Raw genomic sequence first — 26087 nt, 5'->3', positions numbered from 1 at the left:
AGCAGTCGAGAAGGGCCGGAAGGGTCCACCTCGCGCGGGGTCGCCCTCCCTCCGAAGAGGGAACCCCGGCTCGCGCGCACCCGCCTACGATCGGGGCGTGCGCGTGCTGAACCCGGTGGTCGACCGGTCGACCTACCGCCGCTGGGCCTACCTGATCCTCGGCGGCGCGCTTTCGGTGCCCTACCTGATCTTCGCCTCGATCGCGATCCCGTCGGTGAGCCCGTTCGCGGCCACCGTCGGCATGGCGGCACTGGTCGGCGGGCTGGCGGCGCTCCTGGTCATGGCCAGCACCTCGTTCCTGCCCGCGGTCCGCGTGCTGGAGGGCACCGCCGTGCGCGAGCTGCTCGACGACCCGGCGCCGGGCGCGAGCTTCGGCCGCGCGGAGAACTGGCCGGTGCGGCTGCGTTCGAGCGCGATGTTCCTGCTGCACGTGGTCAGCGGGAGCGTCTTCAGCTTCCTGAGCCTGGTCCTGCCGGTGCTCTTCGGGTTGTCGCTGGCCGGGCCGTTCACCGGGCGGATCGCGATCGCCACCGAGGAGGGCATCCCGGTGCCGCGCGGCTGGGCCGGGGTGTGGATCCCGGCGCTGTTCCTGCTGTCGGTGATCGGGCTCGTCTACGCGGTGTCGGCGGCCGGTGCCCTGCTCAGCCGGGCGGCGGCGGTACTGCTCGGCATCTCGGCGGCGGACCGCATCGCCCAGCTGGAGAAGCGCACCGAGCAACTCGCCGAGCGCAACCGGCTCGCCAGGGAACTGCACGATTCCGTGGGACACGCGCTGAGCGTGGTGACCATCCAGGCCGGAGCCGCGCGGCGGACGCTGCGCCGCGACCCCGATTTCACCGAGCGCGCGCTGGAGGCCATCGAGGACTCCGCCCGTTCCGCGCTGGAGGACCTGGACCACGTGCTGGGCCTGCTGCGCGAGGAAAAGGCGGGCAAGGCACCACAGGCGGGGCTGACCGAGCTGCCCGGCCTGCTGGAGGCGACCCGGCTGGCGGGCGTGCCGGTGACCGCGGAGGTCACCGGGGAACCGGCCGAAGTGCCCGCCGTGGTGTCCCGCGAGGCGTACCGGATCCTGCAGGAATGCCTGACCAACGTGCTGCGGCACGCGGGTAAGGTCCCGGTCGGCGTGCACGTGGCGATCGGCGGAGAACGGCTGGACCTGCTGGTGCGCAACCCCGCCGGGGCGCCGGTGGCCTCGCGCGGCACCGGCGGGCGCGGGGTCCGCGGCATGGCGGAACGGGTCGAGGTCCTGCGTGGCGAGTTCAGCGCCGGGCGCAACGGAGAACACTGGGAGGTCGTGGTGGGATTGCCGTGGGGTAGCGGGACATGAGCGGTCCGGGGGTCCGGGGGTCGTCCCCCGAGGGGACGGCCCAGCGCATCGGCGTGCTGCTGGTCGACGACGAGCAGCTGATCAGGGCGGGGCTGCGGGCGATCATCGAGTCCGAGCCGGGGCTGACCGTGGTGGGGGAGGCCGGCGACGGCGCCGAGGTCCCCGGACTGGTCAGCAGGCTGCGGCCGGACGTGGTGCTGATGGACGTGCGGATGCCCGCGGTGGACGGCATCCGCGCCACCGGGCACCTGATGTCCACTATGGACAATCCGCCGAAGGTCGTGGTGGTGACCACCTTCGAGAACGACGACTACGTCTACGAGGCGCTGCGTGCGGGCGCGAGCGGGTTCCTGCTCAAACGCGCCCGGCCGGAGGAGATCGTCTCCGCGGTACGCACGGTTTCGGCGGGCGACTCGTTGCTCTTCCCGGCCGCCATCCGCCGCCTCGCCGCCACCCACGGCGACGTCGGCGGGCAGGACCGGCTCGCCGGGGTCGGGCTCACCGAACGCGAGTCCGAGGTGCTCCGCCTGGTCGCCAAAGGACTGTCCAATGTGGAGATCGCCGGTGAACTCTTCCTGGGAGTGCAGACGGTGAAGACCCACGTCGGCAACCTGCTGGCGAAATTGGGTGCCCGGGACCGCACGCAGGCGGTGATCAGGGCCTACGAATCCGGCTTCATCAAGCCGGTGGGCTGAGGCGCACTTCCCGCCCGCCCCGGCCGCGCAGGACTTCGACGCGGTCGGAGCCGGGGCGGCCGAGGACCCAGCTCGACCCGGGCACCTCCTTGGCCCGTTTCTTCAGTGGTGCCAGCAGTTTCGACACCTCGCGGTAGGAACCCACCGAAGCGGTCGTGCAGACCAGCGTGGCCAGCGACACTGACACCGGGCGGCCGTCGGCCGACCACGAGGCGTCCACCATCGCGGCGGCCAGGGTGGCGATCTCGTCCACGTCGCAGGCGACCAGGAAGTCGTCGCCGCCGACGTGGCTCAGGGTCACCTTGGGCAGCCGCGCGGCCACCTCGGTCAGCGCGCGGCCGAGTTCGCGGATGAGGTCGTCGCCCGCGGCGAAGCCCACGTTGTCGTTGACCGCCTTGAACGAGTCCACGTCCAGCCAGGCGGTGACGAACGGCTCGCGGGCGGCGATCCGGCGGTCGATGTCCCTGGCCACGGTGTCGGAGCCGGGCAGCCGGGTCAGCGGGCTGAGCGCGGTGGCCTCCTCGACCTTCGCCTCCGCCACCCCGCGCACCACCTCGGTCACCAGCACCACGCCGAGGCACCGGCCGCGCCGGTCGACCACCACCACGTCGTCGCCGGTGCGGTCCCAGTCGGCGTCGGCCACCACGTCGAGCAGGTCCAGCGCCGAGGCCTCGGCGTCGATGGTGTGCGGGGTGTCCGCCAGGCGGCCGGCGGACCGCTTGGCGTGCAAGGCGTGCCCGTACGGGCCGGTGAAGGCGAGCAGGAACCGCGCCCGGTCGACCGACCACAGTGGACGCTCGCGGTCGTCCACCCCGACGATGCCGGTGACCCGTTCTGCGGCGGCCAGCGCCTCCCGGACCTCTTCGCAGGTGGCCGAGGCGGGCAGGGTGGTGGCCGGCTTGAGGAAGTCCTTGACCCGGGGCGCGGCCGACCGGGTGACCTGCTCGGTGGTCACCGGCAACGGCAAGGTCATGCCCTCGAGCAGGCTGTCGTGCCCGGTGAACAGCGGCCCCTGCGCCACCCGGATGCCGAGCCCGCGCACCACCTCCAGGTGCGCGGGGTTCTCCACGCCGGTGGCCACCAGCCGGGCGCCGGTGCGGGACGCGAAGTGCAGCAGGGCCTCGAAGATCGCCGCCGAGGCCGGGTCGCCGGGGGCGCGGGTGGTGAGCGTGCCGTCCACCTTGAGCGTGCTCGCCGGCGCGGCGGCCAGCAGCGCCAGCGGCAGGTCGCCGCGGCCGAGCGCGTCCAGCGCCAGCCGGAAGCCGAGGTCGGTCAGCGCGGCCATGCTGTCGAGCAGGTCCGCCGGGCGCACGCGGCCGAACGGCGGGCCGATCTCCAGCACCACCTCACGCGGCCGCCTGCCGACCTCGTCCAGCACGTCGAACAGCGGGGTGAACCGCGCGGCGCCCTCGGCGACCGAAGCGGCGGTCAGGTTCAGGTGCAGCGGCAGCAGCGCCTGCCCACCGGCCTCCTGGCGGACGGCGTGCGCGGCCAGCGCCACGTCGGTCTCGGCGAGCCTGCCCGCGCGGGCGGCTTCGTCGAGCAGCCTGGCCACCGAGTGCTCCCCGTGCCCGGCGCGCGCGAGTGCTTCCATCGCCACGGCACCGCCGGTGTGCAGGCTGTACAGCGGCTGGAAGGCGAAGCTGACGGCGATCTGGGACGGACCCACGACCGCATGGTGCCCACCCCGCGGCGACTTCGGGTGGTCTGTAAGCAGAAGTTCACCGGCTGGTCGCGAAATTAGACCATCCGGGCGCGGATCCGCCAGGGTGCCCGCCGGAAAAGGCTCATCATGGCGGTGCTCATCCCGGCCAGGTCCTCACGCCCGGACAGGTAGGCCCGCTGTGACGCCGGGTCGAGCTCGAAGAACATTTCGAAGAACTCCGGCACCTGCGCGGGCGGCAGGCCGGTCAGCACGCGCAGGCCGAACTTGCGCAGGGCGTGCACCTGGCGCGCCCGACCCGAGGCCACCACCCGCCGTGCGGCGCGATCGGCGGCGGCGGGATTCCCGGCGGTCGCGATGGCCTGGGTCACCGGACCGGCGAGTCGCAGCGAAGTGCCGACGCTGTAGCCGGTCGCCGGGTGCACGAAGCCGCCCGCGACACCGAAGGCGAGCGTGCGCGGGATCGGCAGATCCAGCGGAATGCGCACGCGTTCGGGATCGGGTGGTTCGGCGATTCCGGCGGCGGCCAGGCGCGAACGCAGTCGGGTGGAAAGAATGCCTTGCGCCAGCCCGGGTTCGCGCGCCAGACAGGTCTCCTCGACGAGTGTCCGGCCGTCGCCGAGCGGCAGCGAATAGAGGAAAGTCGGCGCTTCCTCGTCGCCCTGATCCGGCGCGGGCCGCCAGTCCATGAACACGGCCGTGCCGGGGGAGTGGCCGGTCACCCGCTCGGCCAGGTCTTCGGGCAGCGCGAGCCCGAACGCGGTCTGTTCCGCGGGCCGCCGCGCCGGGCCGCCGGACAGCGCGCGCCGGGCGCCGGTGGCGTCGACGGCCACCGCGCAGGCCAGCCGCCTGCCGTCGCCGAGGGTGACCGTCGCGCCACGAGCACCACGGACCACCTCGGTCACGCGCCCGGTGATCGTCTCGACGCCCGGATCGGCCAGCCAGGCACGCAGCCCGGCGTTGTCGAGCACGACGTACTCGCGGTCGATCGCGTGCGTGGTGAGGGCCGTGACCAGCACGGTGTGCGGCGCGGCGGCGACGGCCGCATCGGGCAGGCCGGGCACCTCGTCGCGCCAGAGGCCGTAGGTCGGCGTCCACGGGCGCCGTGGTGCCGGGTCGATCAGCACCGTCCGCAGCCCGGCGCGGGCGCAGGCCCCGGCCAGTGCCCAGCCTGCCGGGCCCGCCCCGGCGATCACCGTGTCCATTCGCGAATCCCACCACAGGCGCCGTTAGGGTGGGGTGCGTGCCGACGAACTCCGCCGAAGACCCGCGAGCACGCCGCCGCGACCACGATCGGCAGGACGCGCGGGCGGCGCGGTCCTCGGCGGCCGACCTGGCGAGCAGCCCGTTCCGGATCGACCGCGACCGGATCGCCGCCTCGCCGTTCTTCGCCCGCCTCGGCGGGGTCACCCAGGTGGTCAGCGCCGGTGGCGCCGGTCTGCTGCACAACCGGCTCACGCACAGCCTCAAGGTGGCGCAGGTGGCCAGGGCGATCGCCGAGCGGCTGGCGGGCTCACCGGACACCGCCGAACTCGCCGAGAAGCTGGGTGGCTGCGATCCCGACGTCGCCGAGGCGGCCGCGCTGGCGCACGACCTCGGGCACCCGCCGTTCGGGCACCTCGGCGAGCAGGTGCTCGACCGGCTCGCCCGCCACCGGTACGGGCTGGCGGACGGGTTCGAGGGCAACGCGCAGACCTTCCGCATCCTGACCACCACCGACGTCCGCGGCCCCGCCGCGATCGGCCTCGACCTCACCGCCGCGGTGCGCGCGGCCGTGCTGAAGTACCCGTGGGCCCGGTTGCACGTGCCCGATCCGCACCCCTCCGCCATGCGCGTGCCGCCGCGTGGTGCCGCCGAACCGGAGTCCTCGCCGGGCACCGGGGCGAGCAAGTTCTCCGCCTACTGCACCGAACTGGACGACTTCGCCCAAGCGCGGGCGCCGTTCAGCGGCAGGCTGGAGCACTGGCAGCAGACGGTCGAGGCGTCGGTGATGGACACCGCCGACGACATCGCCTACGCCATCCACGACCTGCAGGACTTCCACCGCATCGGCGTGCTGCAGCACGCTTCGGTGGCCGCCGAGCTGGGGCAGTGGTCCGCGCACATGGCCGAGTTGTCCGAACTGGACGCGGGCACGCTGGCCGCCGAACGGCGGAAACCGGGCTACTCGCTGGAACGCCTGCGGCGGCGCATGCACGCCAAGGACCGCTGGATCGTCGACGACGAGGCGTTCGCCATGGCGGTGGCGCGGGTGCGCGGCGAACTGGTCGACGACCTGCTCGCGGGTGCCTTCGACGGGTCCATCGAGGCCGAGCAGGCGACCGCCGCGTTCTCCGCGCGCTGGACCGCGCGCCTGGTCGACGGCGTGTCGCTGACCCCGTCGCCGTCCACGCGGTCGGGGCACGTGATGCTGCGGCCGGCGCAGTGGCACGAGGTGCAGGTGCTCAAGTTCGTGCACCGGCGGTTCGTCCTGCTGCGCCCGGACCTGGCGCTGCACCAGCGCGGCCAGGCGAGCCTGGTGTCCACTTTGGTCGACGCGCTGGACGCCTGGCTGGTCGACCGCGACGAGGCCTCGCGGCTGCCGCGGCGGCTGCACGACCTGGTCGAACTGGCCCACCGCGAGTATTCGCTGCTGGCGCGCGACACGCCGGAACTGCTGGTCGGCGCCACCGGTGAGCCGATCCGCGGGCAGGACGAGGTGCGCGGGCTGGCCAGGGGACGCGCGGTGGTCGACTTCGTTGCCTCGCTGACCGACAAGCAGGCGGTGAGCCTGCTGGACGCGTTGTCGGGCCGGGCGTCGCAGCCGTGGTCGGATTCCTTCGTCCTGTAGCAACAGCCCGCGCTACCTGGTGAGGAATTCACCTTCGAGGGTCACTCGAAAGGGTGCTGCGTCACTCCTGCGCTCTGCACTTAGGTGGTCCTCAGCCGGTGATCACCGGCGGTCGGCCAGCGTGAGTCGGGGCACGCGCCAGGAATCCGGAGGCGCTCGTGCGTCCAGCTCAGTCACCCGGTAGGAGATCGCGAAGAAGAGGGTTGGCCACGGCGGCCTGCCTGGCGGTCGCCGCCGGAGTGCTCACCCCGGCGGCCGCGGCGGCGGATCCCGCCGCGGACGTTCAGGAAAAGGTGCTCCAGCAGATCGCCGCGCTGCAGGAGCTCAAGCGGGCCCAGGGGCCCGCCGACACCAAAGTGGACAGCCACCTGCTGGTCGAGCAGCAGCGGCGCGCCCAGCGCGTGCCCGCCGGTGAATTGTCCGCTTTGGACACCGGTGCGAAGGTCACCGAGCGCGGCACGGTCACCGTGGACATCCGCGCCACCGAGGTCACCGACGACCTGCTCGCGGGCCTGAGCGCGGTGGGCGCGGAGCTGCGCACCGTCTCGGCGAAGGCGGCCAGCATCCGGGCCGAACTGCCGCTCGACGCGGTCACCACGCTGGCCCAGCGCGCCGACGTGCGGCTGATCGAACCCGCCGTGCAGGCGGTCACCGCGCACCAGCTCAGCAACCCCGGGAACGGCACAGCCCGGGCCCCGCGGTCCGACGACGCGCCGGTCCAGAGCAAGGACGAGTTCGCCGCGAAGCTGCAGGCCGAGCTTTCGCAGGCCGAGGTCGGCATCCAGGCCGGACCGGTCACCAGCGAGGGCGACCGCGCGCACAACGCCGACACCGCCCGCCAGCAGTACGGCATCAGCGGCGCCGGGGTGAAGATCTGCGCGCTGTCCGACGGGGTCGCCTCACTGACCGCCTCCCAGGCCAAGGGCGAGCTGCCGCCGTCGATCGACGTGCTGCCGGGCCAGGAGGGCAGCGGTGACGAAGGCACCGCGATGCTCGAGATCATCCACGACGTGGCACCGGGGGCGGACCTCGGCTTCGCCACCGCGTTCAGCTCCGACGCCGGGTTCGCGGACAACATCCGCAAGCTCCGCTTCGACGCGGGCTGCGACATCATCGTCGACGACGTCCTGTACTTCAAGGAGTCGCCGTTCCAGGACTGGATCATCGCCCAAGCGGTGAACGAGGTGACCACGGACGGCGCGCTGTACTTCTCCTCGGCGGGCAACGAGGGCAACACCAGCGACGGCACCACCGCGCACTGGGAGGGCGACTTCGCCGACTCCGGGCTGCAGGCAGGCAAGTTCTCCGGCGCGGCGCACGACTTCGCCGGTGCCGGGGGCACGCAGATCTTCCAGCCGATCTCCGACGCCTCCTCGGCGTCGGTGGTGGTCACGCTGTTCTGGTCGGACCCGGTCGGCAAGTCGGCCAACGACTACGACCTCTACCTGTTCAACTCCGCCGGCGCGGTGGTGGCGATGAGCCAGAACAACCAGACCGGCGCCCAGGACCCGTACGAGCGGCTGGACACCCCGACGTTCGGCGGCACCGGCCTGCGCCTGGCCGTGGTCAAGTACTCCGGCGAGAACCGGTACCTGTCGCTGTCCGGGCTCGGCGGGCGCTTCTCCGACTCGGCCGACGGCCTCAAGGCCTACACCACCCCGGGTGTGACCGTGGGCCACTCGGCCGCGCGGCAGGCCTTCAGCGTGGCGGCGACCCCGGCGGCCAAGCCGTTCGGCTCCCCGCTGGAGCCGGGTGACCCGGCCAACCCGACCGGCCCGTTCCCCGGCTCGTTCGGCCCGAACACCCAGGTCGAGCGGTTCAGCTCGGACGGCCCGCGCCGGGTGTTCTACGAGTCGGACGGCACTCCGATCACCCCGGGCAACGTCTCGGCGAGCGGCGGCGAGGTGCGCCAGAAGCCGGACCTGACCGCGGCCGACGGCGTGAGCACCAGCATCTCCAACTTCAACCCGTTCTTCGGCACCTCGGCGGCGGCCCCGCACGCCGCGGCGATCGCCGGGCTGGTGCTCTCGGGCAACCCCGACCTGCACCCGAAGGAGATGCGCGAGGCACTGGTCAACACCGCGGCCGACATCGAACTGGCCGGGACCGACGTGCTCAGCGGCGCGGGCGTGCTGCTGGCCGACCGGGTGCTGGCCTACACCGGTGCCAGCCCGCAGCCGGTCGCGGTGGCCAAGGCACCCGCCGTGGCCGCGCCGGACGGCTACCTCGACCCGGGCGAGACCGCCAAGCTCACCCTGCCGGTGACCAACACCGGTGACGGCGCGGCGGTGTCCACCAGCGTGGTGCTGACCTCGCCGACGCCCGGCGTGACCATCACGCCGCGGTCGAAGTCCTACGGCACGATCAGCCCGAAGCAGACCGGGGTCAACGAGTTCGGCCTGACCGTGCCGGCGACCCACGAACTGGGCGAGCCGGTGCTGGTGGACGTGAAGGTGAGCTTCGCGGGGGCGCATTCGCCGACCACCGTGCGGTTCCCGCTGCCGGTGGGCAAGCCGTCGCCGGTGGCCACCGACTTCGCCTACACCGGGGCGCCGGTGGCGATCCCGGACAACAACCAGGTCGGCGTGAGCGTGCCGATCCAGGTGGCCGGGGTCGGCCGGGCGTCGAAGCTGACGTTCTCGCTGGACGGGAGCACCTGCAGCACGGACCAGACCTCGACCGCGGTGGGGCTGAGCCACTCCTACGTCGGTGACCTGGTCGGCACGCTGACCGCGCCCTCGGGGGCGCAGGCGGTGGTGTTCCAGCGCAACGGCAGTTCGGGCAACAACCTGTGCCAGGTGGTCTTCACCGACAGCGCGGCACGGGCGTTCAGCTCGGTGACCTTCGCCGACGCCCCGTTCACCGGGTCGTGGCGCCCGGCCGTGGCGCTGTCCGGGCTGGCCGCCGAGCGGGTGGACGGTACCTGGACCTTCCACGCGCGCGACGTCGCCGGTGGTGACGCCGGCACCATCAGCGCGGTTTCCTTGCACATCAACGGTTATGTCAGCGGGAGCGCGGCGGGCAAGCCCGCGCGGGCGCACCAGGAAGTGCGCAACGGACCGGTCCGCCCGGTCTGATCCACCCCTGCTGAACCACCGCCCCTCGCACCGTCCGGAATGGACAGTGCGGGGGGCGGCCGGGTGATCTCCGCCATGGGTGGGGTAAACCGGTGGACGGCGGACCGTACACTGGGAGGGTGGACATCCTCCTCGAGTAGCGTGCCGCCCGCGTGAGCACACCGCGGGCGTCTGCCGACGCTGCCCGTATTCCGCTGGAATCCACCACCTCTCACCTCGGAGTTTCCCTTGATCACGGCCTCCGGCCTGGAGCTGCGCGCCGGCTCCCGCCTCCTGCTCGCCGACACCGCCCTGCGCATCCAGCAGGGCGACCGCATCGGCCTCGTCGGCCGCAACGGCGCCGGCAAGACCACCACGCTGAAGGTGCTCGCCGGCGAGGGCGAGCCCTACGCCGGCGAAGTCCGCCACACCGGTGAACTCGGCTACCTGCCGCAGGACCCGCGCGAAGGCGACCTGTCGGTCACCGCCAAGGACCGCGTGCTCTCCGCGCGCGGGCTCGACGCGCTCCTGCGCGACATGGAAAAAGCCCAGACGGCGATGTCCGAACTGGTCGACGAGGACGCACGCGACAAGGCGATCCGCCGCTACGGCAGGCTGGAGGAGCGCTTCTCCGCCCGCGGCGGGTACGCGGCCGAAAGCGACGCCGCGCGCATCTGCGCCAACCTGGGCCTGGCCGACCGCATCCTGGCGCAGACCCTGAGCACGCTTTCGGGTGGCCAGCGCCGCCGGGTGGAGCTCGCGCGCATCCTGTTCGCTGCCTCCGAGGCGGGCGCCAGCGGCCGGTCCGACACCATCCTGCTGCTGGACGAGCCGACCAACCACCTCGACGCCGACTCGATCACCTGGCTGCGCGGCTTCCTCAAGGCCCACGACGGCGGGCTGGTGGTGATCAGCCACGACGTGGAACTGCTCGCCGAGGTGGTCAACAAGGTCTGGTTCCTCGACGCCACGCGCAGCGAGCTCGACCACTACAACATGACCTGGCAGCGCTACCTCGATGCGCGCGCCACCGACGAGAAGCGCCGCCGCCGCGAGCGCGCCAACGCCGAGAAGAAGGCTTCCGCGCTGCAGCAGCAGGCGGCCAAGCTCGGGGCCAAGGCGACCAAGGCGGTGGCCGCGAAGAACATGGCCCGCCGCGCCGAGCAGATGCTGGCCAACCTCGACGAGACGCGCCAGGCCGACAAGGTCGCGCACATCAAGTTCCCGGCGCCCGCGCCGTGCGGGCGCACCCCGCTCACCGCGGAGGGGCTGTCGAAGTCCTACGGCTCGCTGGAGATCTTCACCGGTGTGGACCTCGCCATCGACCGCGGGTCCAAAGTGGTGGTACTCGGCTTGAACGGCGCCGGGAAGACCACCCTGCTGCGGCTGCTGGGCGGAATGGAGCAGCCGGACACCGGCGAGACCGTCCCCGGGCACGGCCTGCGGCTGGGCTACTACGCCCAGGAACACGAAACCCTCGACCACGACGCGAGTGTTTGGGAGAACATCCGCCACCTCGCGCCGGACACCGGCGCGCAGGAACTGCGGAACCTGCTCGGCTCCTTCCTCTTCACCGGCGAGCAGCTCGACCAGACGGCGGGCACGCTGTCCGGTGGCGAGAAGACCCGCCTCGCGCTGGCCGGGCTGGTTTCCAGCGCCGCCAACGTGCTCCTGCTCGACGAGCCGACGAACAACCTGGACCCGGCCAGCCGCGCCCAGGTGCTCGAAGCGCTGCGGACCTACTCCGGCGCGGTGGTGCTGGTGACGCACGACCCCGGCGCGGTCGAGGCGCTCGAACCCGAACGCGTGATCCTGCTGCCCGACGGCACCGAGGACCATTGGTCCCCGGACTACCTCGAACTCGTGCAACTGGCCTGAGGTAGTTCGCCGCCGAAACCGCCCCCGGCCCGTTGATCAGTGGTTAGTTGATGTTGGACAAACACTGGAATGGCCCAATGTCATAGCGGTTTCGCAGGTTTTTCGCCTGTCGTCTGGCATTCCGCGCCCCAGTGTTCGATCATTGCGGCGGCAGGGGTCGAATGTGGCCCAGAACACGCTCATGCGGAAGGCGGAGAGACGTGGCTGACCTGAAGAAGGGCGCGCGGATCACCGGTAACACGCGCGACAAGCTGGCCGCAGACCTGAAGAAGAAATACGAGAAGGGCGCGAGCATTCGCGCGCTGGCCGAGTCCACCGGACGGTCCTACGGATTCGTCCACCGGGTGCTTTCGGAATCCGGCGTGCAGCTTCGCGGGCGCGGTGGGGCCACCCGGGTCAAGAAGAAGTAACAATCCGCTCGTCCGGGGTTTCCCGCGGAAAACACAGCATCGCGCCGAACAACGCCACCGGGTACACCAGATAGCCGAACCGGGTGGCCGGGGTGAGCAGGATCGAGGTGCCCAGCCCCACCGCGATGCGGAACATCGCGTCCGACCCGGTGACCGGCGGCCGCCGCAGCAGCCACCAGCTCAGCGCGAGAGCCGCGGCGAGGAGCAGGACGATCGCGAGCACGTGGCCCGTCTCGCCGGTGCTCGCGATCAGGTAACCGGGGAAGGGGCTCGTCGCCGGTGAGGCGACCGCGCCGAGACCGGCCGGGAACCGCACCACGTGCTCGAGGAACGCGGCGGGACCGGCGAGCAGCACGGGCACGTTGACCGCGGCGCACACCCCGGCGAAGGCGAGGGTCGCGGTGCCGAGCGCGCGGGCACCGAGCCTGGCGGTGATCAGCACCGCGACCACGACCGCGGCGGGCAGCGCGGTCAGCTTGGCGCTGACCACCAGCGCCAGCACCGCGGCGGCGGCGAGGGGGTGGTCCTTCGCCGCGAGCGTGGTGCCGAGCACGATCAGGCCGATGATCGCCAGGTCCGGCCCGGCCACCGCGAAGGTCAGCGCGGTGAGCGGGAAGACCACGGCCAGCTGCGCCGCGGCGACCGGCACCCGGGGGCGGCCGAGCAGCCGCAGGCTCGCCCACGCGCACAAGGCCGCGGTGAGCGCGAAGTACAGCCGCGCGTCGGTGAACGGGCCGTCGCCGAACAACGCCCGCGGCAGGCCGAACACGGTCATCACCGGGCCGTACGGGGTGTAGTCGTTGACCTCGGGCAGGCGGCCGAGCGCGTGCACGTCCACGTACGGTGTGCCGGTGTCGAGCAGCAGCGAAGCCGAGCGCTCGATCACCCAGACCTCGGGCTGCGCGCTCCACGACCACGGCGTGGTCAGCCAGTCCACTCCGGTCAGCCGGCGGAACACCAGGGTGAGCAGCGGCGCGAGCATGCCCACCACGGCGACGCAGACCACGCCGGTCCACCGGCTGTGCCACCAGCGGCGGGTCCCGCGGTGCCCGGCCGCGAGCAGCCAGGCGGTGTGCGCGAAGGCGAGTCCGTAGGCGGCCGTGGCGAAGTTGCCCCAGACGCGGAAGCCGTAGAACTCGTTGGTAGAGGCCAGGATCAGCGCGTAGACCGCACAGGCGAAGTAGATCGCGAGATCGAGGATCAGGGGGTGCGTGGACCACAGCCGACGCAGGCCCTCGGGAACTTGACGGACCACGCGTTCCTGCTCACCTTCGCCACGGGGATCTTCCTCTGGTGTGCAGGCTACCGAGGGATCGGGCGGGAAATCCGCCAGATCGGGAACAAGGAGTTGGATTTCGCCGTTGTGCAGGACATATCCGAGAAAAAGCTCTATGTTACTTGAGGTTCTGGGGGAAGGATCGGTCCGATGGACAACACGTGGTCGCTGATGATGAGCGCGATGCGGGCGGACGAGACGCCACGCGGGCTGGCACGGGGCACCGTCCGGCGGGTGGCGAGGTTCGCCAGGCCGCATTGGCGCAGGCTCGCGGTGTTCGGCGTGCTGACGGTGATCTCCGCGGTGCTCGCGGTCAGCACCCCGCTCCTGGCCGGCCAGGTGATCGACGTGATCACCAGCGGCGGGCAGGCTTCGGCGGTGGTGTGGCTGGCACTGGCGATCGCCGGGCTGGCGGTGCTGGACGCGGGACTGGGCCTGGCCGAGCGGTGGCAGTCCTCGCGCATCGGCGAGGGCGTGATCTTCGACCTGCGGCGCGCGGTGTTCGAGCACGTGCAGCGCATGCCGGTGGCGTTCTTCACCCGCACGCGCACGGGCGCGCTCGTGAGCAGGCTGAACAACGACGTGATCGGCGCGCAGCGGACCTTCACCGCGACGCTGTCCGGCCTGCTGACGAACTCGATCCAGCTGGTGCTGACGCTGGTGGTGATGGTGGCGCTGTCCTGGCAGGTGACCCTGCTGGCGTTGGTGCTGCTGCCGGTCTTCGTGCTGCCCGCGCGGCGGATGGGGCACCGGATGGCCGCGCTGCAGCGGGAATCCTCGGGCCTGAACGCCTCGATGACCACGCAGATGACCGAGCGGTTCTCCGCGCCGGGCGCCACGCTGGTCAAGCTGTTCGGCAGGCCGCGGGCCGAGGCCGACGAGTTCGCCTCACGCGCCGGGCGCGTCCGTGACATCGGGGTGCGCACCGCGATGCTGACCCGCTGGTTCATGACCAGCCTGACATTGGTCTCGGCGCTCGCGCTGGCACTGGTCTACGGGCTGGGCGGCTGGCTGGCGCTGCACGGGCAACTGGCCGCGGGCACGGTGGTCGCGCTCGCGCTGCTGCTGACCCGGCTGTACACGCCGCTGACCGCGCTGGCGAACGTCCGGGTGGACGTGATGACCGCGTTCGTCTCGTTCGAGCGGATCTTCGAGGTGCTCGACCTGGACCCGATGATCAAGGAGAAGCCGGAACCGGTGCCGCTGCCCGAAGGCGCGGTCGCGGTGGAGTTCGACGACGTGCGCTTCGGCTACCCGGCGGCGGACCGGTACTCACTCGCCTCGCTCGAGGAAGTGGCCACTGTGGACGGTCGCGGTGGGGACGAGGTGCTGCACGGCATCAGCTTCCGCGCCGAGCCGGGGCAGATGGTGGCGCTGGTCGGTTCCTCGGGTGCGGGGAAGTCGACCATCGCCTCGCTGCTGCCGCGGCTCTACGACGTGGATTCCGGTGCGGTCCGCCTGTCCGATGTGGACGTGCGGGACCTGAGCTTCACCACGCTGCGGTCCACGGTCGGCGTGGTCACCCAGGACGGGCACCTGTTCCACGACACCATCCGCGCGAACCTGCTCTACGCGCGGCCGGAAGCGACCGACGAGGAACTGTGGGACGCGCTCACCCGGGCGCGGCTCGCCGACACCATGGCGGCGCTGCCCGACGGCCTGGACACCCTGGTCGGCGAACGCGGCTACCGGCTCTCCGGCGGCGAACGCCAGCGGCTGACCATCGCGCGCCTGCTGCTGGCCCGGCCGCGGGTGCTCGTGCTGGACGAGGCGACCGCGCACCTGGACTCGTCCTCGGAGGCAGCGGTGGGGGAGGCGATCTCGGACGCCCTGCGGGGCCGGACCGCGCTGGTCATCGCGCACCGGCTGTCGACCGTGCGCGCGGCCGACCTGATCCTCGTGGTGGAAGGCGGCAGCATCGTCGAACGCGGTACGCACGAAGAACTGCTCGCCGCGGACGGCCGCTACGCCGAACTGCACCGCACCCAGTTCGCCGAAGACCCGCTCCACGTCTGACGCCCGCCGCAATGCCAGGAGTGGGGCATTACTTGCGCCCTCCCGTCGCCCGCCGCCACCCTCAACGGAGCTGCGCGCTGTCTTGGATTGCAAGTAATGCCCCACTCATAGCGTTCAGGTGTCACGAATGTGAAGTTCGGCTGCACGAACGTGGGGTTCGCCCGGCGGGGTCAGCCGAGCATGGGGACCCGTGGCTGGTAGCGCTCGAACAGCGCCGCGTTGGCGGCGTCGCCGCCGTCCACGTTGGAGCTGCGCCACAGCGGGACCTCGACGCCCTCGGCGGCGGCCTGCTCCAGGGTGGCGGTGAGCACCAGGCTCCACAGGAAGGCGTTGACCACAGTGGACAGCGGCCCGGTCACCGGGTTGTCCGCCGGATAGGACGCGTCGCCGGGGCGGATGCCGGTGTCCAGCACGATGGTGCCCTGTTCGACCAGCGTGCTCGCCGAGCGCCGGGGCGCGGCTTCGACCGAGGCCCGCGAGCTGACCGCGATCACCGGCGCACCGGCTTCGCGCGCCGCCATCGCCAGTTCCACCGGGTACGGGTTCACCCCGGAGGTGGAGAAGACCACCAGCAGGTCGTCGGCACCCGGCGCCTTCGCCGAGAGCACCTCGGCGGCCAGGCCCGAGCGCCGCTCGGCGCCGGTGCTGCGCTGCGCGCCGTGCAGCGGCAGCAGTTCCTCGTGGTAGAGCGGGTAGACGTTGGCGAGCCCGCCCGCGCGGTAGAAGGTCTCCGCCACCGCGGCCAGCGAGTGCCCGGCCCCGGCCGAAAAGACCAGCGCGTCCGCCCGGATGGTCCGCACGATCAGGCCGGCGGCCTCGGTGACGGCCTCGGCGTTGTCCTTCCGCGCCCGCTCGAGCGCTGCCGCGGCGAGATCGGCGAATTCAGTGGTGCTCACCACATCGTCCCTTCGTGGGAATGGTCGGCTACGAAGCAACCTTGCCATGATCGGAGGAGGAGGTGGGCGTGCGGGAAGAACAGCAGAGACAGGCCGCGGTCACGATCCGGCGGGCACGCGGACCAGTGCGCGCGGTGGTACTGGTGCTGCACGGCGGCGCCGAGCGCGGGCGCGCGGCGGTGCACCCCTGGCGGCTGGCCTACCTCCGGATGGTGCCGATCGCGAAGTCGGTGCACCGCGCCACCGCGAGGCACGGCGTCGAGGTGCGACTGCTGCGCAACCGCGTCCGCGGCTGGAACGCGCCCGGCCTCGACGCCGTGCGCGACGCCCGCTGGGCGCTCGACGCCATCCACGCCGACCACCCCGGCGTGCCGGTGGTGCTCGTGGGTCACTCGATGGGCGGACGTGTGGCACTGCGCGTGGCCGACGACCCGGCCGTGGTCGGCGTCTGCGCGCTGGCCCCGTGGACGCCGCCCAGCGAACCGGTGGCCGGGGTCCGCGACCGCACCGTCCTCATCGCGCACGGCACAAAGGACCTCATCACCAATCCCGCCGACTCCTGCACGTTCGGTAGTCGCGCCGAGACGGTCGCGGCCAGAATCGCCCGGTTCGAGGTCTCGGACGAGGGACACGCGATGCTGCGGCGCTCGCCGGTATGGACCAGGCTGGTCTGTGCTTTCACACTGGACGCACTCGGATTGCCACCGGCGGACGGCGTGTTGACCGGCACGTGGACCAGGCCAACCGCGGAACGGCTGCGAATCCCGCTGTAGGCACCGGGAGGAGAGGTTCACCGTGACGAGTTCGAAAGCCGGTCCGGCGACCGTGGACGGCGGGTGGCCGGAACTGGCGGCCCCACCGGACGCACCGCTGCGGGCGAAGATCGCCGAGGCGTTGTTCCGCCGGGCGGTCCGCCCGCTCGACGTGCGCGTGGTGCTGCCCGGCGGGCGCTGGCTCGGCGCGGGCGGACCCGAGGCGCCCCGCATGTATCTGCGCCGCCCGGCCGCGTTCTTCCAGCGGCTCGGGGCGGACGCGAAGATCGGCTTCGGCGAGGCGTACCTGGTGGGGGACTGGACCTCCGACGCGCTGGCCGAGGTGCTCACCCCGTTCGCCGAGCGGATGGCCACGCTGATCCCGCCGGTGCTGCAACGGTTCCGGCGCTTCGTCGACCGCCGCCAGCCCGCGGGTGAGGCGAACACCGTGGACGGTGCCCGCCGGAACATCCACCGGCACTACGACCTGTCCAACGACCTGTTCGCCACCTTTTTGGACGAGACGATGACGTATTCGTCTGCTTTGTACGGTTCACCGACCGAGGATCTGCCCACCGCCCAGCGGCGCAAGATCGACGGCGTGCTCGACTACGCCGGGGTGCGCGAGGGCAGTGAGGTGCTCGAAATCGGGACCGGCTGGGGCGAGTTGTCCATCCGCGCCGCCCAGCGCGGCGCCCGGGTCACCTCGCTGACCATCTCCGAGGAACAGGCGGCACTGGCCAGGAAGCGGATCGCCGACGCCGGCCTCTCCGACCGGGTGGACGTGCAACTGCGGGACTACCGGCTGTCCGAAGGGCAGTACGACGCGGTGGTCAGCGTCGAGATGATCGAGGCGGTCGGCGCCGAGTACTGGCCCGCCTTCTACGGGACCATCGGCAGGCGGCTGCGCCCGGACGGCAGGCTCGGCCTGCAGGCGATCTGCATGGACCACGACCGCATGCTCGCCGCCGCCTCCTCGTACACCTGGATGCACAAGTACATCTTCCCCGGCGGGCTGATCCCGTCGCCCGAGTCGATCGAGGCCGGGCTGGCCGAGCACGCCGGGCTGAAGCTGCGTGCCGCCCGCGAGTTCGGCCAGGACTACGCGCGCACCCTGCGCGAGTGGCGCGAGCGGTTCACCCAGCGCTGGGCCGAGGTCGCCGAACTCGGTTTCGACGAGGTGTTCAAGCGGATGTGGGAGTTCTACCTGGCCTATTCCGAAGCCGGGTTCCGGTCCGGGTACATCAAGGTCCGCCAGCTGTCGTTCGGGAGGTAGGCCCCGTCGGGGTGGCGGGCACAACCGGAAGGGGGTGTCGCACGTCCTTGTCTTCGGGGGCTGCGGTTCACTGGGCACCGCAGGCACGTCGACGGCAGGGATCGGTGAGGTTGATGACCTACGGCGGAGACTACGGCGGGGAGCCCCGCCCGGCCCCCCGAGGCCCGCGGCAGCACCAGCGCGCGCAGATGCTCCCCATCCCGGGCCGGGAGCAGCCGCCGGCCCGGCGCGAGGCCTATCAGCCGCCGCGCGAAGAGCAGCACATGCCACCGCAGCAGACCCTGCGCGCACCCGTCCCGCCACGCGGGCCGGAGGCACCGCCGCGCCCGCCGATGCGCGAGCGGCCGCCGCGCCGCCCCCGCCGGTGGAGCTTCGGCAAGGTGCTGCTCAGCCTGTTGATGGTCTTCGTGGTCTTCCTCGCCGGGGTGTGGGTCTACCTGGAGTTCTCCATCACCCGGATCGACGCGCTGGCCGACTACGAGGGCCGCCCGGCCGCCGCCGAGGGGACGAACTGGCTGGTCGTCGGCTCGGACTCGCGGGCGGGGCTGGACCCGGAGGACGAAGCCCGGCTGTCCACCGGTGACACCGCCGGGCAGCGCACCGACACCATCATGGTCGCGCACATCCCGGACAACGACACCCCGCCGACCCTGCTCAGCCTGCCGCGCGACTCGCAGGTGAAGATCCCCGGCCACGGCACCAACAAGATCAACGCGGCGTTCTCCTTCGGCGGCCCGCAGCTGCTGGCCAAGACCGTGGAAGGCGCCACCGGCCTGCGTATCGACCACTACGCGGAGATCGGCTTCGGCGGGTTCGCGAACATCGTCGACGCCATCGGCGGGGTGGAGATGTGCCTCGAGACCGAGATGAACGACTCGATGACCGGCGCCAAGCTGGCCGCGGGCTGCCAGGAACTCGACGGCGCGCAGGCGCTGAGCTTCGTGCGCATGCGCTACAGCAGCGCGACCCCGCGCTCGGACCTCGACCGGGTGGCCAACCAGCGCAAGTTCATCGGCGCCATGGTCTCCGAGATGGCCAGCCCCGCCACCCTGCTCAACCCGTTCTACCTGTTCCCGCTGCTGTCCGAGGCACCGGAAGCGCTGACCATGGACGAGGGCGACCACCTGCACAACCTGGTCGGGCTGGCCATCGCCATGCGTGGCATCTCCAGCGGCGGCGTGGTCACCACCACCGTGCCGGTCACCTCGGCCTCGGCGGAGAACTGGGACAAGAAGAAGTCCGAGCAGCTGTTCGACGCGCTGAAGAACGACACCGCGATCCCGGACAGCGTGATCGTCAACTAGCGGCTGGCGCCCGTCGCCCGCTCAGGCGGTGCGGCGGGCGCGCAGGGCGGCCAGCGCGCGGTCGGCGTGCACACCCATCCGCAGCTCGCTCTTGATCACTTCGAGCACGCGGCGGTCGGTGTCGATGACGAAGGTGTGCCGCTTGGTCAGCAGCGGGCCGAACTTGCGGCGCACGCCGAACCGCGCGGCCACCGTGCCGTCCGGGTCCGACAGCAGCGGGTAGTCGAAGCCGTGCGTGGCCGAGAACAGCTGCTGCTTGGCCACGTCGTCCGGGCTGATCCCGACCCGCTGCGCGCCGACCGCGGCGAACTCGGCGGCCAGGTCGCGGAAGTGGCAGCTCTCGGCGGTGCACCCGCTGGTCATCGCGGCCGGGTAGAAGAACAGCACCACCGGGCCGTCGGCGAGCAGCTCGGACAGCGAGCGCGGCTGCCCGCGGTCGTCGTCGAGGGTGAAGTCCGGGGCCAGGTCTCCCTGCTGCATGTGAAGAACTCCTCTGCCGTGCGCGTGGGCCGATCCTGCCTGGTGTTCGGAGCCGCGCGCACGGCGGGCTGGTCTCACCTCGCGGCGTGCCGGTCGATCAGCTCTTCCACGTCCGACTTGGTGGCCGACTGGGCGATGAACGGGCCGCGCCCGGCGAGCACACCGAGCCTGCGCAGCCGCTCCGCGTGGGCGGCGTCGCGCACGCCCTCCGCGCCGATCCGCAGGCCCATCTCCTTCGCGCGGGAGACCAGCTGGCCGAGGTGGCGGGAGGCGACCTCGTCGTCGTGCACGGCGAGCGCGTCGACCACCTCGCCGGTAAGGATGACGTGACGCACGGGCAGCTGGTGGGTGCGGATCAGCTCCAGGTCGGCGCTGCCGGACACGGCCAGCACCAGGTGCGCGCCGAGGTCGGCGAGCACCGCCAGCGAGTCGATCACCTCACCGTTCGGGTCGAGCACCGACGGCCCGTCCGTGCACAGCCGCAGCGCGCCGGCCGGCAGGTCGTTGCGGTCGAGCTCCTCCTTGACCAGCAGCACCAGGTCCGGGTCGGTGGCCAGCCGGTAGGGCAGCCGCACGCACACCTCGGGCGCGGCGCCGCCGAACTTCTCGCGCCAGCGCGCGGTCGCCGACAGGGATTCGGTGAGCAGCCAGCGGCCGAGCGGGATCATCATGCCGGTGGTGGCCGCCAGCGGGTAGAAGTCCTCGGATTCGAGGTTGCCGAACTCCGGGTGGTTCCAGCGCAGCCCGGCGTTGACCACGGCCAGCTCGTCCTGCTTGGCCAGCTTCACCGTCGGCTGGAACACCAGGGAGAACTCGCCGTTCTCCAGCGCGCCGGCGATGGTGGCGCCGAGCCGGTAGCGGCTGCGGTCGCGCGCGTCGAGTTCCGGGTCGAACAGCATCCACTGCGCCTTGCCCGCTTCTTTTGCGCGGTGCAGGGCGATCTCGGCGGCGCGGAGCAGTTCGTCGGCCGAGCCGCCGGCGGCCTTGCGGACCACGATCCCGGCGCTGGCGCTCACGCCGATGCCGAGCTCGTCGTAGTAGACCGGCTCGGTCAGCTCGTCGAGCACCTGCTGGACCAGGGCGATCACCTCGGTGGCGTTCAGCTCGCCGTGCAGCAGCACCGCGAACCCGTCACCGGAGAGCCGCGCGATGAAGGCGTTGTGCTCGGCGAAGACCGTGCCCAGCTTGCGGCCGACCGTGCGCAGGACCTGGTCGCCCAGCCCGGCGCCGAGGCCGTCGTTGATCACCTTGAAGCCGTCGATGTCCAGGTACACCAGCGCGAGCTGGCCGGGGGAGTCCGCGGCGACCGCCGACTCGAGCTTGGTGGAGAAGCTCAGCGCGTTCGGCAGCCCGGTCAGCGAGTCGTGCAGGGTCTGGTGGCGCAGCCGCTCCTGCAGCAGGTGCAGGTCGTTGACGTCCTCGACCATCAGCACCGGGTAGGACCGCTCGGTGCAGTCCGAGGGCAGCTGGGACAGCGTGACGTTGACCCACAGCGGGTCGTCCTCGGCGTTGGACAGCACGATCAGCTGGCGGTACAGGGAAAGATCGGCGCCGTCGAGTTCGGCCAGGCCGGTGGCCAGCGTCGCCGACCCCTTGTCGGTGGAGGCCAGGCTGGGGATCGGCGTGCCGCGCAGCGTGTCCGACCGGCGGCCGAGCATGCGGCCCAGCGCCGGGTTCGCCTCGACGATCACGCCGTCCTGGTCCGCCAGCGCGATGCCGAGCGGGGAGGCGGAGTACAACGCGGCGAAGCGGCGCTTGGCGCCCTCGCGGACGGGATCGGTTTCGGCGCGCAGCTCGTGGGCGAACCGGAGCAGGCTTCCCTCGATTTCCTCGGGCGGAAGCGATACTCCTTCCGTGTCGGCCAATTCGGCCGCCCATTTGCGGGCGATCTCCACCAATCCTGGCGCGTCACCAGGTCTCGGCACTGTCCACCTCTTCATGTGATGCAAAGGCCGAGTTCAGTGCCGGTGCGGGGATCGCAGAACCCGCACGGGCACGACTCAGCCGAGAGTCATGCCACGTCATCACGCCACAAGCAGGGTGTCTACCGGCTGAAAGGGTGATGATCGGTACTCGAACGGGTACTCTGAGTGTGACAGTTTATCGCCTGGTCAGGAGAATCGGCAGTCCGTCGGCCGGGACGGGTAGCGAAACGTAGTCCCAGCGCGCTTCGTAGGCCGCCGGAACCGACCAGCGGAAACGGCGCAGCATCTCGTGCAGCAGCGCTTTGACCTCGTACATCCCGAAGTGCAGCCCGATGCACTTGTGCGCCCCGCCGCCGAAAGGCATCCACGCGTAGCGGTGACTGCGGTCCTCGCGCCGGGCCTCGGAAAACCGGTCCGGGTCGAAGCGCATCGGGTCGGTCCAGCACTCGGGCGCGAAGTGGTTGACGGTCGGGGAAACACCGACCAGCGTCCCGGCCGGTAGGTGGAACCCCAGAACTTCCGTGTCCCGCAAGGTTTTGCGGGCCAAAGATGGTACGGGCGCGACGAGCCGCAGCGCCTCCTTGATCACCAGTTCCAGTGTGGACAGTTCACCGAGAGCGGCGACATCCGGTACGCCGTCACCGAGGCGCAGCGACTCCTCGCGCACGCGCTCCTGCCATTCGGGGTGCTTGGCCAGGTAGTACACCGCGGCGGCGCTGGTGATCGTGGTGGTGTCGTGCGCGGCCATCATCAGGAAGATCATGTGGTTGACCACGTCCTGATCGGAAAACCGTTCCCCGTCTTCGGTGGTGGCGTGGCACAACGCGGAGAAAAGGTCTTCGCCGTCGGCGCGCCGCTTTGCCGGGAGGTTCTCGAGGAAGTAACGTTCGAGGACTTTGCGCCCGTTGAGCCCCGCGGCCCAGCGCCCGCCCGGCACCGGTTTCCGCACGATCGCGGTGCCCGCGCGCACCGAGTCCACGAATGCCCGGTTGAGCTTCGCCGAATCGTTCCCGCTGGGCATGTCCATGAACACGCGGCTGGCGACGTCGAGCGTCAGCCGTTTGAGCGACCAGTACAGGCGCGGGCGCGAATCCGGCGCCCAGGCTTCGATGCCGTCGCGCAGGGCGGGCCCCATCTGCGCGACGTACCCGGCGAGGCGGTCGCGGGTGAACGCGGACTGCATGATCCGGCGGTGCGCGTGGTGCTCGCCGAAGTCGAGGAGCATCAGGCCGCGGTGGAAGAACTTCTCGATGAAGAAGTCCCAGCCCTGCTGGGAGAAGGCCTTGTCCTTGTTGACGAGCGCGATCTGCGTGGCGTCGGGCCCGGCCAGCGAAACGATGCGACGGCCGAACGCGCCCATCCACGAGACGGGCCCGTAGGTCTCGTACCGGCGCAGTCCCCACTCGATGCCGAAACGCATGAAGTCGAGGGAATGCCCGATCAGCGGCGCGCCGTCGTCACCGGGGACGGCCTTGAGCCCACTGCCCGCCGGGGGCGCGGCGAGCTCGCGGACCGGCCAGCGCTGCCCGAGCAGCCGCCGGTCCACCGCGCGGGGGAGCGGCATGGAGGTCAGGGGTGGGACCCGCTCGCGCAGGGCGGTGGTCACCTTGTTCACGGGCCGGCTCCTCTCGCCGCTGAGAGACCTACGCCTGCCACCTTGCCGTCTTATTGGCGATCTGACAAGAACGCGAACGGGTTGAGTTGCGGGCCGGCCCTCGGCGCTCGAGCACCCGAACCCCACACTCAGGACCGCGACTTCCACGTTCAGGAAGCCGAACCCCACGTTCAGGAAGCCGAACTCCCCACTCCCGCTGCCGGGGTAGGTGGGACTCGGCTGTCCGAGTGTGGGGTTCGGGTGTCTGAATGTGGGGTTCGGCTGCGCGAGTGTGGGGTTCGGCTTCCTGGAGGTGGCGTTCGGCTGCGCGAGTGTGGGGTTCGGCTTCCTGGAGGTGGGGTTCGGGTCAGGGGAGGGTGGGGCGTAGGCGGTGGGCGGCGGTGACCAGGTTTCGCAGGGCGGGTTCGACTTCGGCGTAGGTGCGGGTCTTCAGGCCGCAGTCCGGGTTCACCCAGATCCGGTCAGGGGCCACGGCGGCGACGGCGGTGCGCAGCAGGGCGGTCACCTCGTCGACGTCCGGGACGCGCGGGGAGTGGATGTCGTAGACACCCGGGCCGACGCCCCGCTCGAAGTCGCCGAGGCCGTCGAGGACCTCCATGCGGGAGCGCGCCGCTTCGATGCTGGTGACGTCGGCGTCGATCGCGTCGATGGCGGGCAGGATGTCCCCGAACTCCGAGTAGCACATGTGCGTGTGGATCTGCGTCGAATCCGCGATGCCCGAGGTGGCCAGCCGGAACGACTCGACGGCCCAGCCGAAGTAGGCGGCGTGCGCCGAAGCCCGCAGCGGCAGCAGTTCACGCAGCGCGGGCTCGTCGACCTGGATGATCCGGATGCCCGCCGACTCCAGGTCGTGCACCTCGTCCCGGATGGCCAGTGCCACCTGTCGCGCGGTGTCGGCGAGCGGCTGGTCGTCGCGCACGAACGACCACGCGAGGATGGTCACCGGCCCGGTCAGCATGCCCTTGACCGGCTTCGCGGTCAGCGACTGCGCGTACGACGCCCAGTCCACGGTCATCGGCCGCGGCCGGGACACGTCGCCGAAGAGGATCGGCGGCCGCACGCACCGCGAGCCGTAGGACTGCACCCAGCCGAACTCCGTGGCCGCGAACCCGGACAGTTGCTCGGCGAAGTACTGCACCATGTCGTTGCGCTCCGGCTCACCGTGCACCAGCACGTCCAAGCCGAGATCCTCTTGCAGCCGCACCACTTTCTCGATCTCGGCGTGCATCTGCGCCCGGTAGGTCCCCGCGTCGATCCGGCCCGCCCGCAGGGCCGCGCGGGCCTTGCGCACGTCGCCGGTCTGCGGGAACGAACCGATCGTGGTGCTCGGCAACGGCGGCAAGCCGAGCGCTTCCCGTTGCGCCGCCGCGCGTTCGGCGTAGTCACCCCGGCGGCTGTGTTCCGGCTTCAACGCGGAGAGCCGGGCGCGGACGCGGTCGTCGCGCAGGTCACCGGCGTTCGCCCGGTCGGCGGTCGCCGCGCGCGCCGAGCTCAGGTCAGCGGGCTCCCCGGCGAGCGCCTTGCCGAGAAGAACCACCTCCTCGACCTTCTGCCTGGCGAACGCCAGCCAGCCGCGCAGTCGTTCGTCCACATCGGACTCACGGGCGGTGTCGTAGGGCACGTGCAGCAGCGAGCACGAAGTCGACACGCCGACCGAGCCCGCGGTGCCCAGCAGGGTCGCCGCCTTCGCGAGCGCGGCGTCGGCGTCCACCCGCCAGACGTTGCGCCCGTCCACCACCCCGGCCAGCACTTCCTTGTCCCGCAACGCGCTTTCGGCCGCGACGGCGTGCACCGCGTCCGGCTCGGTGACCAGGTCGACCGCGAGCCCGTCGACGGGGGAGCGGGCGAGCACGCCGAGCGCGTCACCCAGCGCCCCGAAGTACCCGGCGACCAGCAGCTTCGGCCGCCGCTCGAGGCCGCCCAGCGCCGCGTACGCCTGGCGCAGCGCCTCCAGTTCGTCGGGCGTGCGATCGGCGGCGAAAGCGGGTTCGTCCAGTTGCACCCACCGCACACCTTCGTCGTGCAGCGTGCCGAGCAAGCGCGCGTAGGCGGTGACCAGGTCGGGAAGCAGGTCGAGCGGGCTGAACCCGCCGGGCGCGCCTTCGGCCGCCTTCGCCAGCAGCAGGTAGGTGACCGGGCCGACGAGCACCGGCCGCGTCTCCACGCCGATCGCCCTGGCTTCGCGGTACTCGTCGAGCGGCTTGCCGCCGGACACGCTGAATTCGGTATCCGGGCCCAGTTCCGGCACCAGGTAGTGGTAGTTCGTGTCGAACCACTTCGTCATCTCGAGCGCGGGCGCCTCCTGGACCCCGCGCGCCGCGGCGAAGTAGGTGTCGATGGGCGACAGGCCCAGTTCGGTGAACCGCCGGGGCAGCGCGCCGAACAGCACGGTGTTGTCGAGCACCTGGTCGTAAAACGAGAAGGTGTTCGACGGGCTCGTGTCGAGCCCGGCTTTGGCGAGTGCGCGCCAGGTGTCCAGGCGCAGCCCGCGGGCCACCTTCTGGAGTTCGGCTTCGTCGATCCGGCCGGCCCAATAGCCTTCGACGGCCTTCTTGAGTTCCCGGTCCGGACCGATCCTGGGGTAGCCGAGAACGGTCGAACCCAGGCGGTTGTGCTCTGCCACTGCTCTCTCCTCGCGAGCTAGTCTGACCAGCCCGGGGACGGGAAAAGAGCGCGCGCGAACCAGCG

The 26087-nt window shown here is 71.5% G+C and carries 18 protein-coding genes; 10 read left to right on the top strand and 8 right to left on the bottom strand.

Annotated features, from left to right (window positions below; all coding sequences use genetic code 11):
* Nucleotides 1-97: 97 nt before the first annotated feature.
* Together JOM49_RS32915 and JOM49_RS32910 are read left to right on the top strand one after the other, a co-directional pair.
* On the top strand, nucleotides 98-1327 hold the full coding sequence (locus JOM49_RS32915; RefSeq protein WP_209668062.1) for a sensor histidine kinase: 1230 nt from the start codon (nucleotides 98-100) through the stop codon (nucleotides 1325-1327).
* Nucleotides 1324-2022: a response regulator transcription factor gene (locus JOM49_RS32910; RefSeq protein ID WP_209668061.1), complete on the top strand. Its 699-nt coding sequence runs from the start codon at nucleotides 1324-1326 to the stop codon at nucleotides 2020-2022. Before JOM49_RS32915 ends, JOM49_RS32910 begins: the two co-directional genes overlap by 4 nt.
* Here the strand turns inward: JOM49_RS32910 and JOM49_RS32905 are convergent.
* A complete protein-coding gene (locus JOM49_RS32905; RefSeq protein WP_308158956.1) occupies nucleotides 2006-3691 on the bottom strand; it encodes a GGDEF domain-containing protein in 1686 nt (561 codons plus the stop codon). The genes JOM49_RS32910 and JOM49_RS32905 overlap by 17 nt on opposite strands.
* Nucleotides 3692-3762: 71 nt before the next feature.
* Nucleotides 3763-4890 carry a lycopene cyclase family protein gene (locus JOM49_RS32900; RefSeq protein WP_209668060.1) on the bottom strand — a complete coding sequence of 376 codons (1128 nt, stop codon included), beginning with the start codon at nucleotides 4888-4890 and terminating at the stop codon, nucleotides 3763-3765.
* Between the two features lie 38 nt (nucleotides 4891-4928).
* On the opposite strand from JOM49_RS32900, the gene JOM49_RS32895 reads away from it, so the two are divergent.
* The 4 genes from JOM49_RS32895 (at nucleotide 4929) to JOM49_RS32880 (ending at nucleotide 11859) form a co-directional block, all read left to right on the top strand.
* Entirely contained in the window at nucleotides 4929-6515 is a 1587-nt protein-coding gene (locus JOM49_RS32895; RefSeq protein WP_209668059.1) for a deoxyguanosinetriphosphate triphosphohydrolase family protein, read from the top strand.
* Nucleotides 6516-6718: 203 nt separating this feature from the next.
* Entirely contained in the window at nucleotides 6719-9592 is a 2874-nt protein-coding gene (locus tag JOM49_RS32890; RefSeq protein ID WP_245369550.1) for a S8 family serine peptidase, read from the top strand.
* Nucleotides 9593-9820: 228 nt separating this feature from the next.
* Nucleotides 9821-11449 carry an ABC-F family ATP-binding cassette domain-containing protein gene (locus tag JOM49_RS32885; protein ID WP_209668057.1) on the top strand — a complete coding sequence of 543 codons (1629 nt, stop codon included), beginning with the start codon at nucleotides 9821-9823 and terminating at the stop codon, nucleotides 11447-11449.
* A gap of 200 nt (nucleotides 11450-11649) precedes the next feature.
* The gene (locus JOM49_RS32880; protein ID WP_005437638.1) at nucleotides 11650-11859 is read left to right on the top strand and encodes a helix-turn-helix domain-containing protein; all 210 of its coding nucleotides are present in this window, start codon (nucleotides 11650-11652) and stop codon (nucleotides 11857-11859) included.
* On the opposite strand, the gene JOM49_RS32875 is transcribed toward JOM49_RS32880, so the two are convergent.
* Nucleotides 11846-13114: a glycosyltransferase 87 family protein gene (locus JOM49_RS32875; protein ID WP_308158955.1), complete on the bottom strand. Its 1269-nt coding sequence runs from the start codon at nucleotides 13112-13114 to the stop codon at nucleotides 11846-11848. The genes JOM49_RS32880 and JOM49_RS32875 overlap by 14 nt on opposite strands.
* A 171-nt stretch (nucleotides 13115-13285) precedes the next feature.
* On the opposite strand from JOM49_RS32875, the gene JOM49_RS32870 reads away from it, so the two are divergent.
* A complete protein-coding gene (locus tag JOM49_RS32870) occupies nucleotides 13286-15151 on the top strand; it encodes an ABC transporter ATP-binding protein (RefSeq protein ID WP_209668055.1) in 1866 nt (621 codons plus the stop codon).
* A 170-nt stretch (nucleotides 15152-15321) separates the two neighbouring features.
* Here the strand turns inward: JOM49_RS32870 and JOM49_RS32865 are convergent, their stop codons facing one another.
* On the bottom strand, nucleotides 15322-16050 hold the full coding sequence (locus JOM49_RS32865) for a sugar isomerase domain-containing protein (RefSeq protein WP_308158954.1): 729 nt from the start codon (nucleotides 16048-16050) through the stop codon (nucleotides 15322-15324).
* Between the two features lie 65 nt (nucleotides 16051-16115).
* On the opposite strand from JOM49_RS32865, the gene JOM49_RS32860 reads away from it, so the two are divergent.
* The 3 genes from JOM49_RS32860 (at nucleotide 16116) to JOM49_RS32850 (ending at nucleotide 19379) form a co-directional block, all read left to right on the top strand.
* On the top strand, nucleotides 16116-16820 hold the full coding sequence (locus JOM49_RS32860) for an alpha/beta hydrolase (RefSeq protein ID WP_308158953.1): 705 nt from the start codon (nucleotides 16116-16118) through the stop codon (nucleotides 16818-16820).
* Nucleotides 16821-16842: 22 nt separating this feature from the next.
* Nucleotides 16843-18075: an SAM-dependent methyltransferase gene (locus JOM49_RS32855; protein WP_209668053.1), complete on the top strand. Its 1233-nt coding sequence runs from the start codon at nucleotides 16843-16845 to the stop codon at nucleotides 18073-18075.
* Nucleotides 18076-18188: 113 nt separating this feature from the next.
* Nucleotides 18189-19379 carry an LCP family protein gene (locus JOM49_RS32850; RefSeq protein WP_209668052.1) on the top strand — a complete coding sequence of 397 codons (1191 nt, stop codon included), beginning with the start codon at nucleotides 18189-18191 and terminating at the stop codon, nucleotides 19377-19379.
* A 21-nt stretch (nucleotides 19380-19400) separates the two neighbouring features.
* Here JOM49_RS32850 and JOM49_RS32845 read toward each other — a convergent pair whose 3' ends face one another.
* From JOM49_RS32845 to metE, 4 genes are all read right to left on the bottom strand, one after another.
* On the bottom strand, nucleotides 19401-19859 hold the full coding sequence (locus tag JOM49_RS32845; protein WP_209668051.1) for a peroxiredoxin: 459 nt from the start codon (nucleotides 19857-19859) through the stop codon (nucleotides 19401-19403).
* 74 nt (nucleotides 19860-19933) lie between these two features.
* A complete protein-coding gene (locus JOM49_RS32840) occupies nucleotides 19934-21748 on the bottom strand; it encodes a diguanylate cyclase domain-containing protein (protein ID WP_282774342.1) in 1815 nt (604 codons plus the stop codon).
* 211 nt (nucleotides 21749-21959) lie between these two features.
* Nucleotides 21960-23348: a cytochrome P450 gene (locus JOM49_RS32835; protein ID WP_209671884.1), complete on the bottom strand. Its 1389-nt coding sequence runs from the start codon at nucleotides 23346-23348 to the stop codon at nucleotides 21960-21962.
* Nucleotides 23349-23745: 397 nt separating this feature from the next.
* Nucleotides 23746-26022, bottom strand: a complete 2277-nt coding sequence (gene metE / locus JOM49_RS32830) for a 5-methyltetrahydropteroyltriglutamate--homocysteine S-methyltransferase (RefSeq protein WP_209668049.1) — start codon at nucleotides 26020-26022, stop codon at nucleotides 23746-23748.
* Nucleotides 26023-26087: the final 65 nt, after the last annotated feature.

Source organism: Amycolatopsis magusensis (genome assembly GCF_017875555.1).
In the GTDB taxonomy this organism is placed as follows: Bacteria; Actinomycetota; Actinomycetes; order Mycobacteriales; family Pseudonocardiaceae; genus Amycolatopsis; species Amycolatopsis magusensis.
The sequence above is the reverse complement of the archived record's forward strand: the minus strand, read 5'-3'. Positions and strand labels throughout refer to the sequence as shown.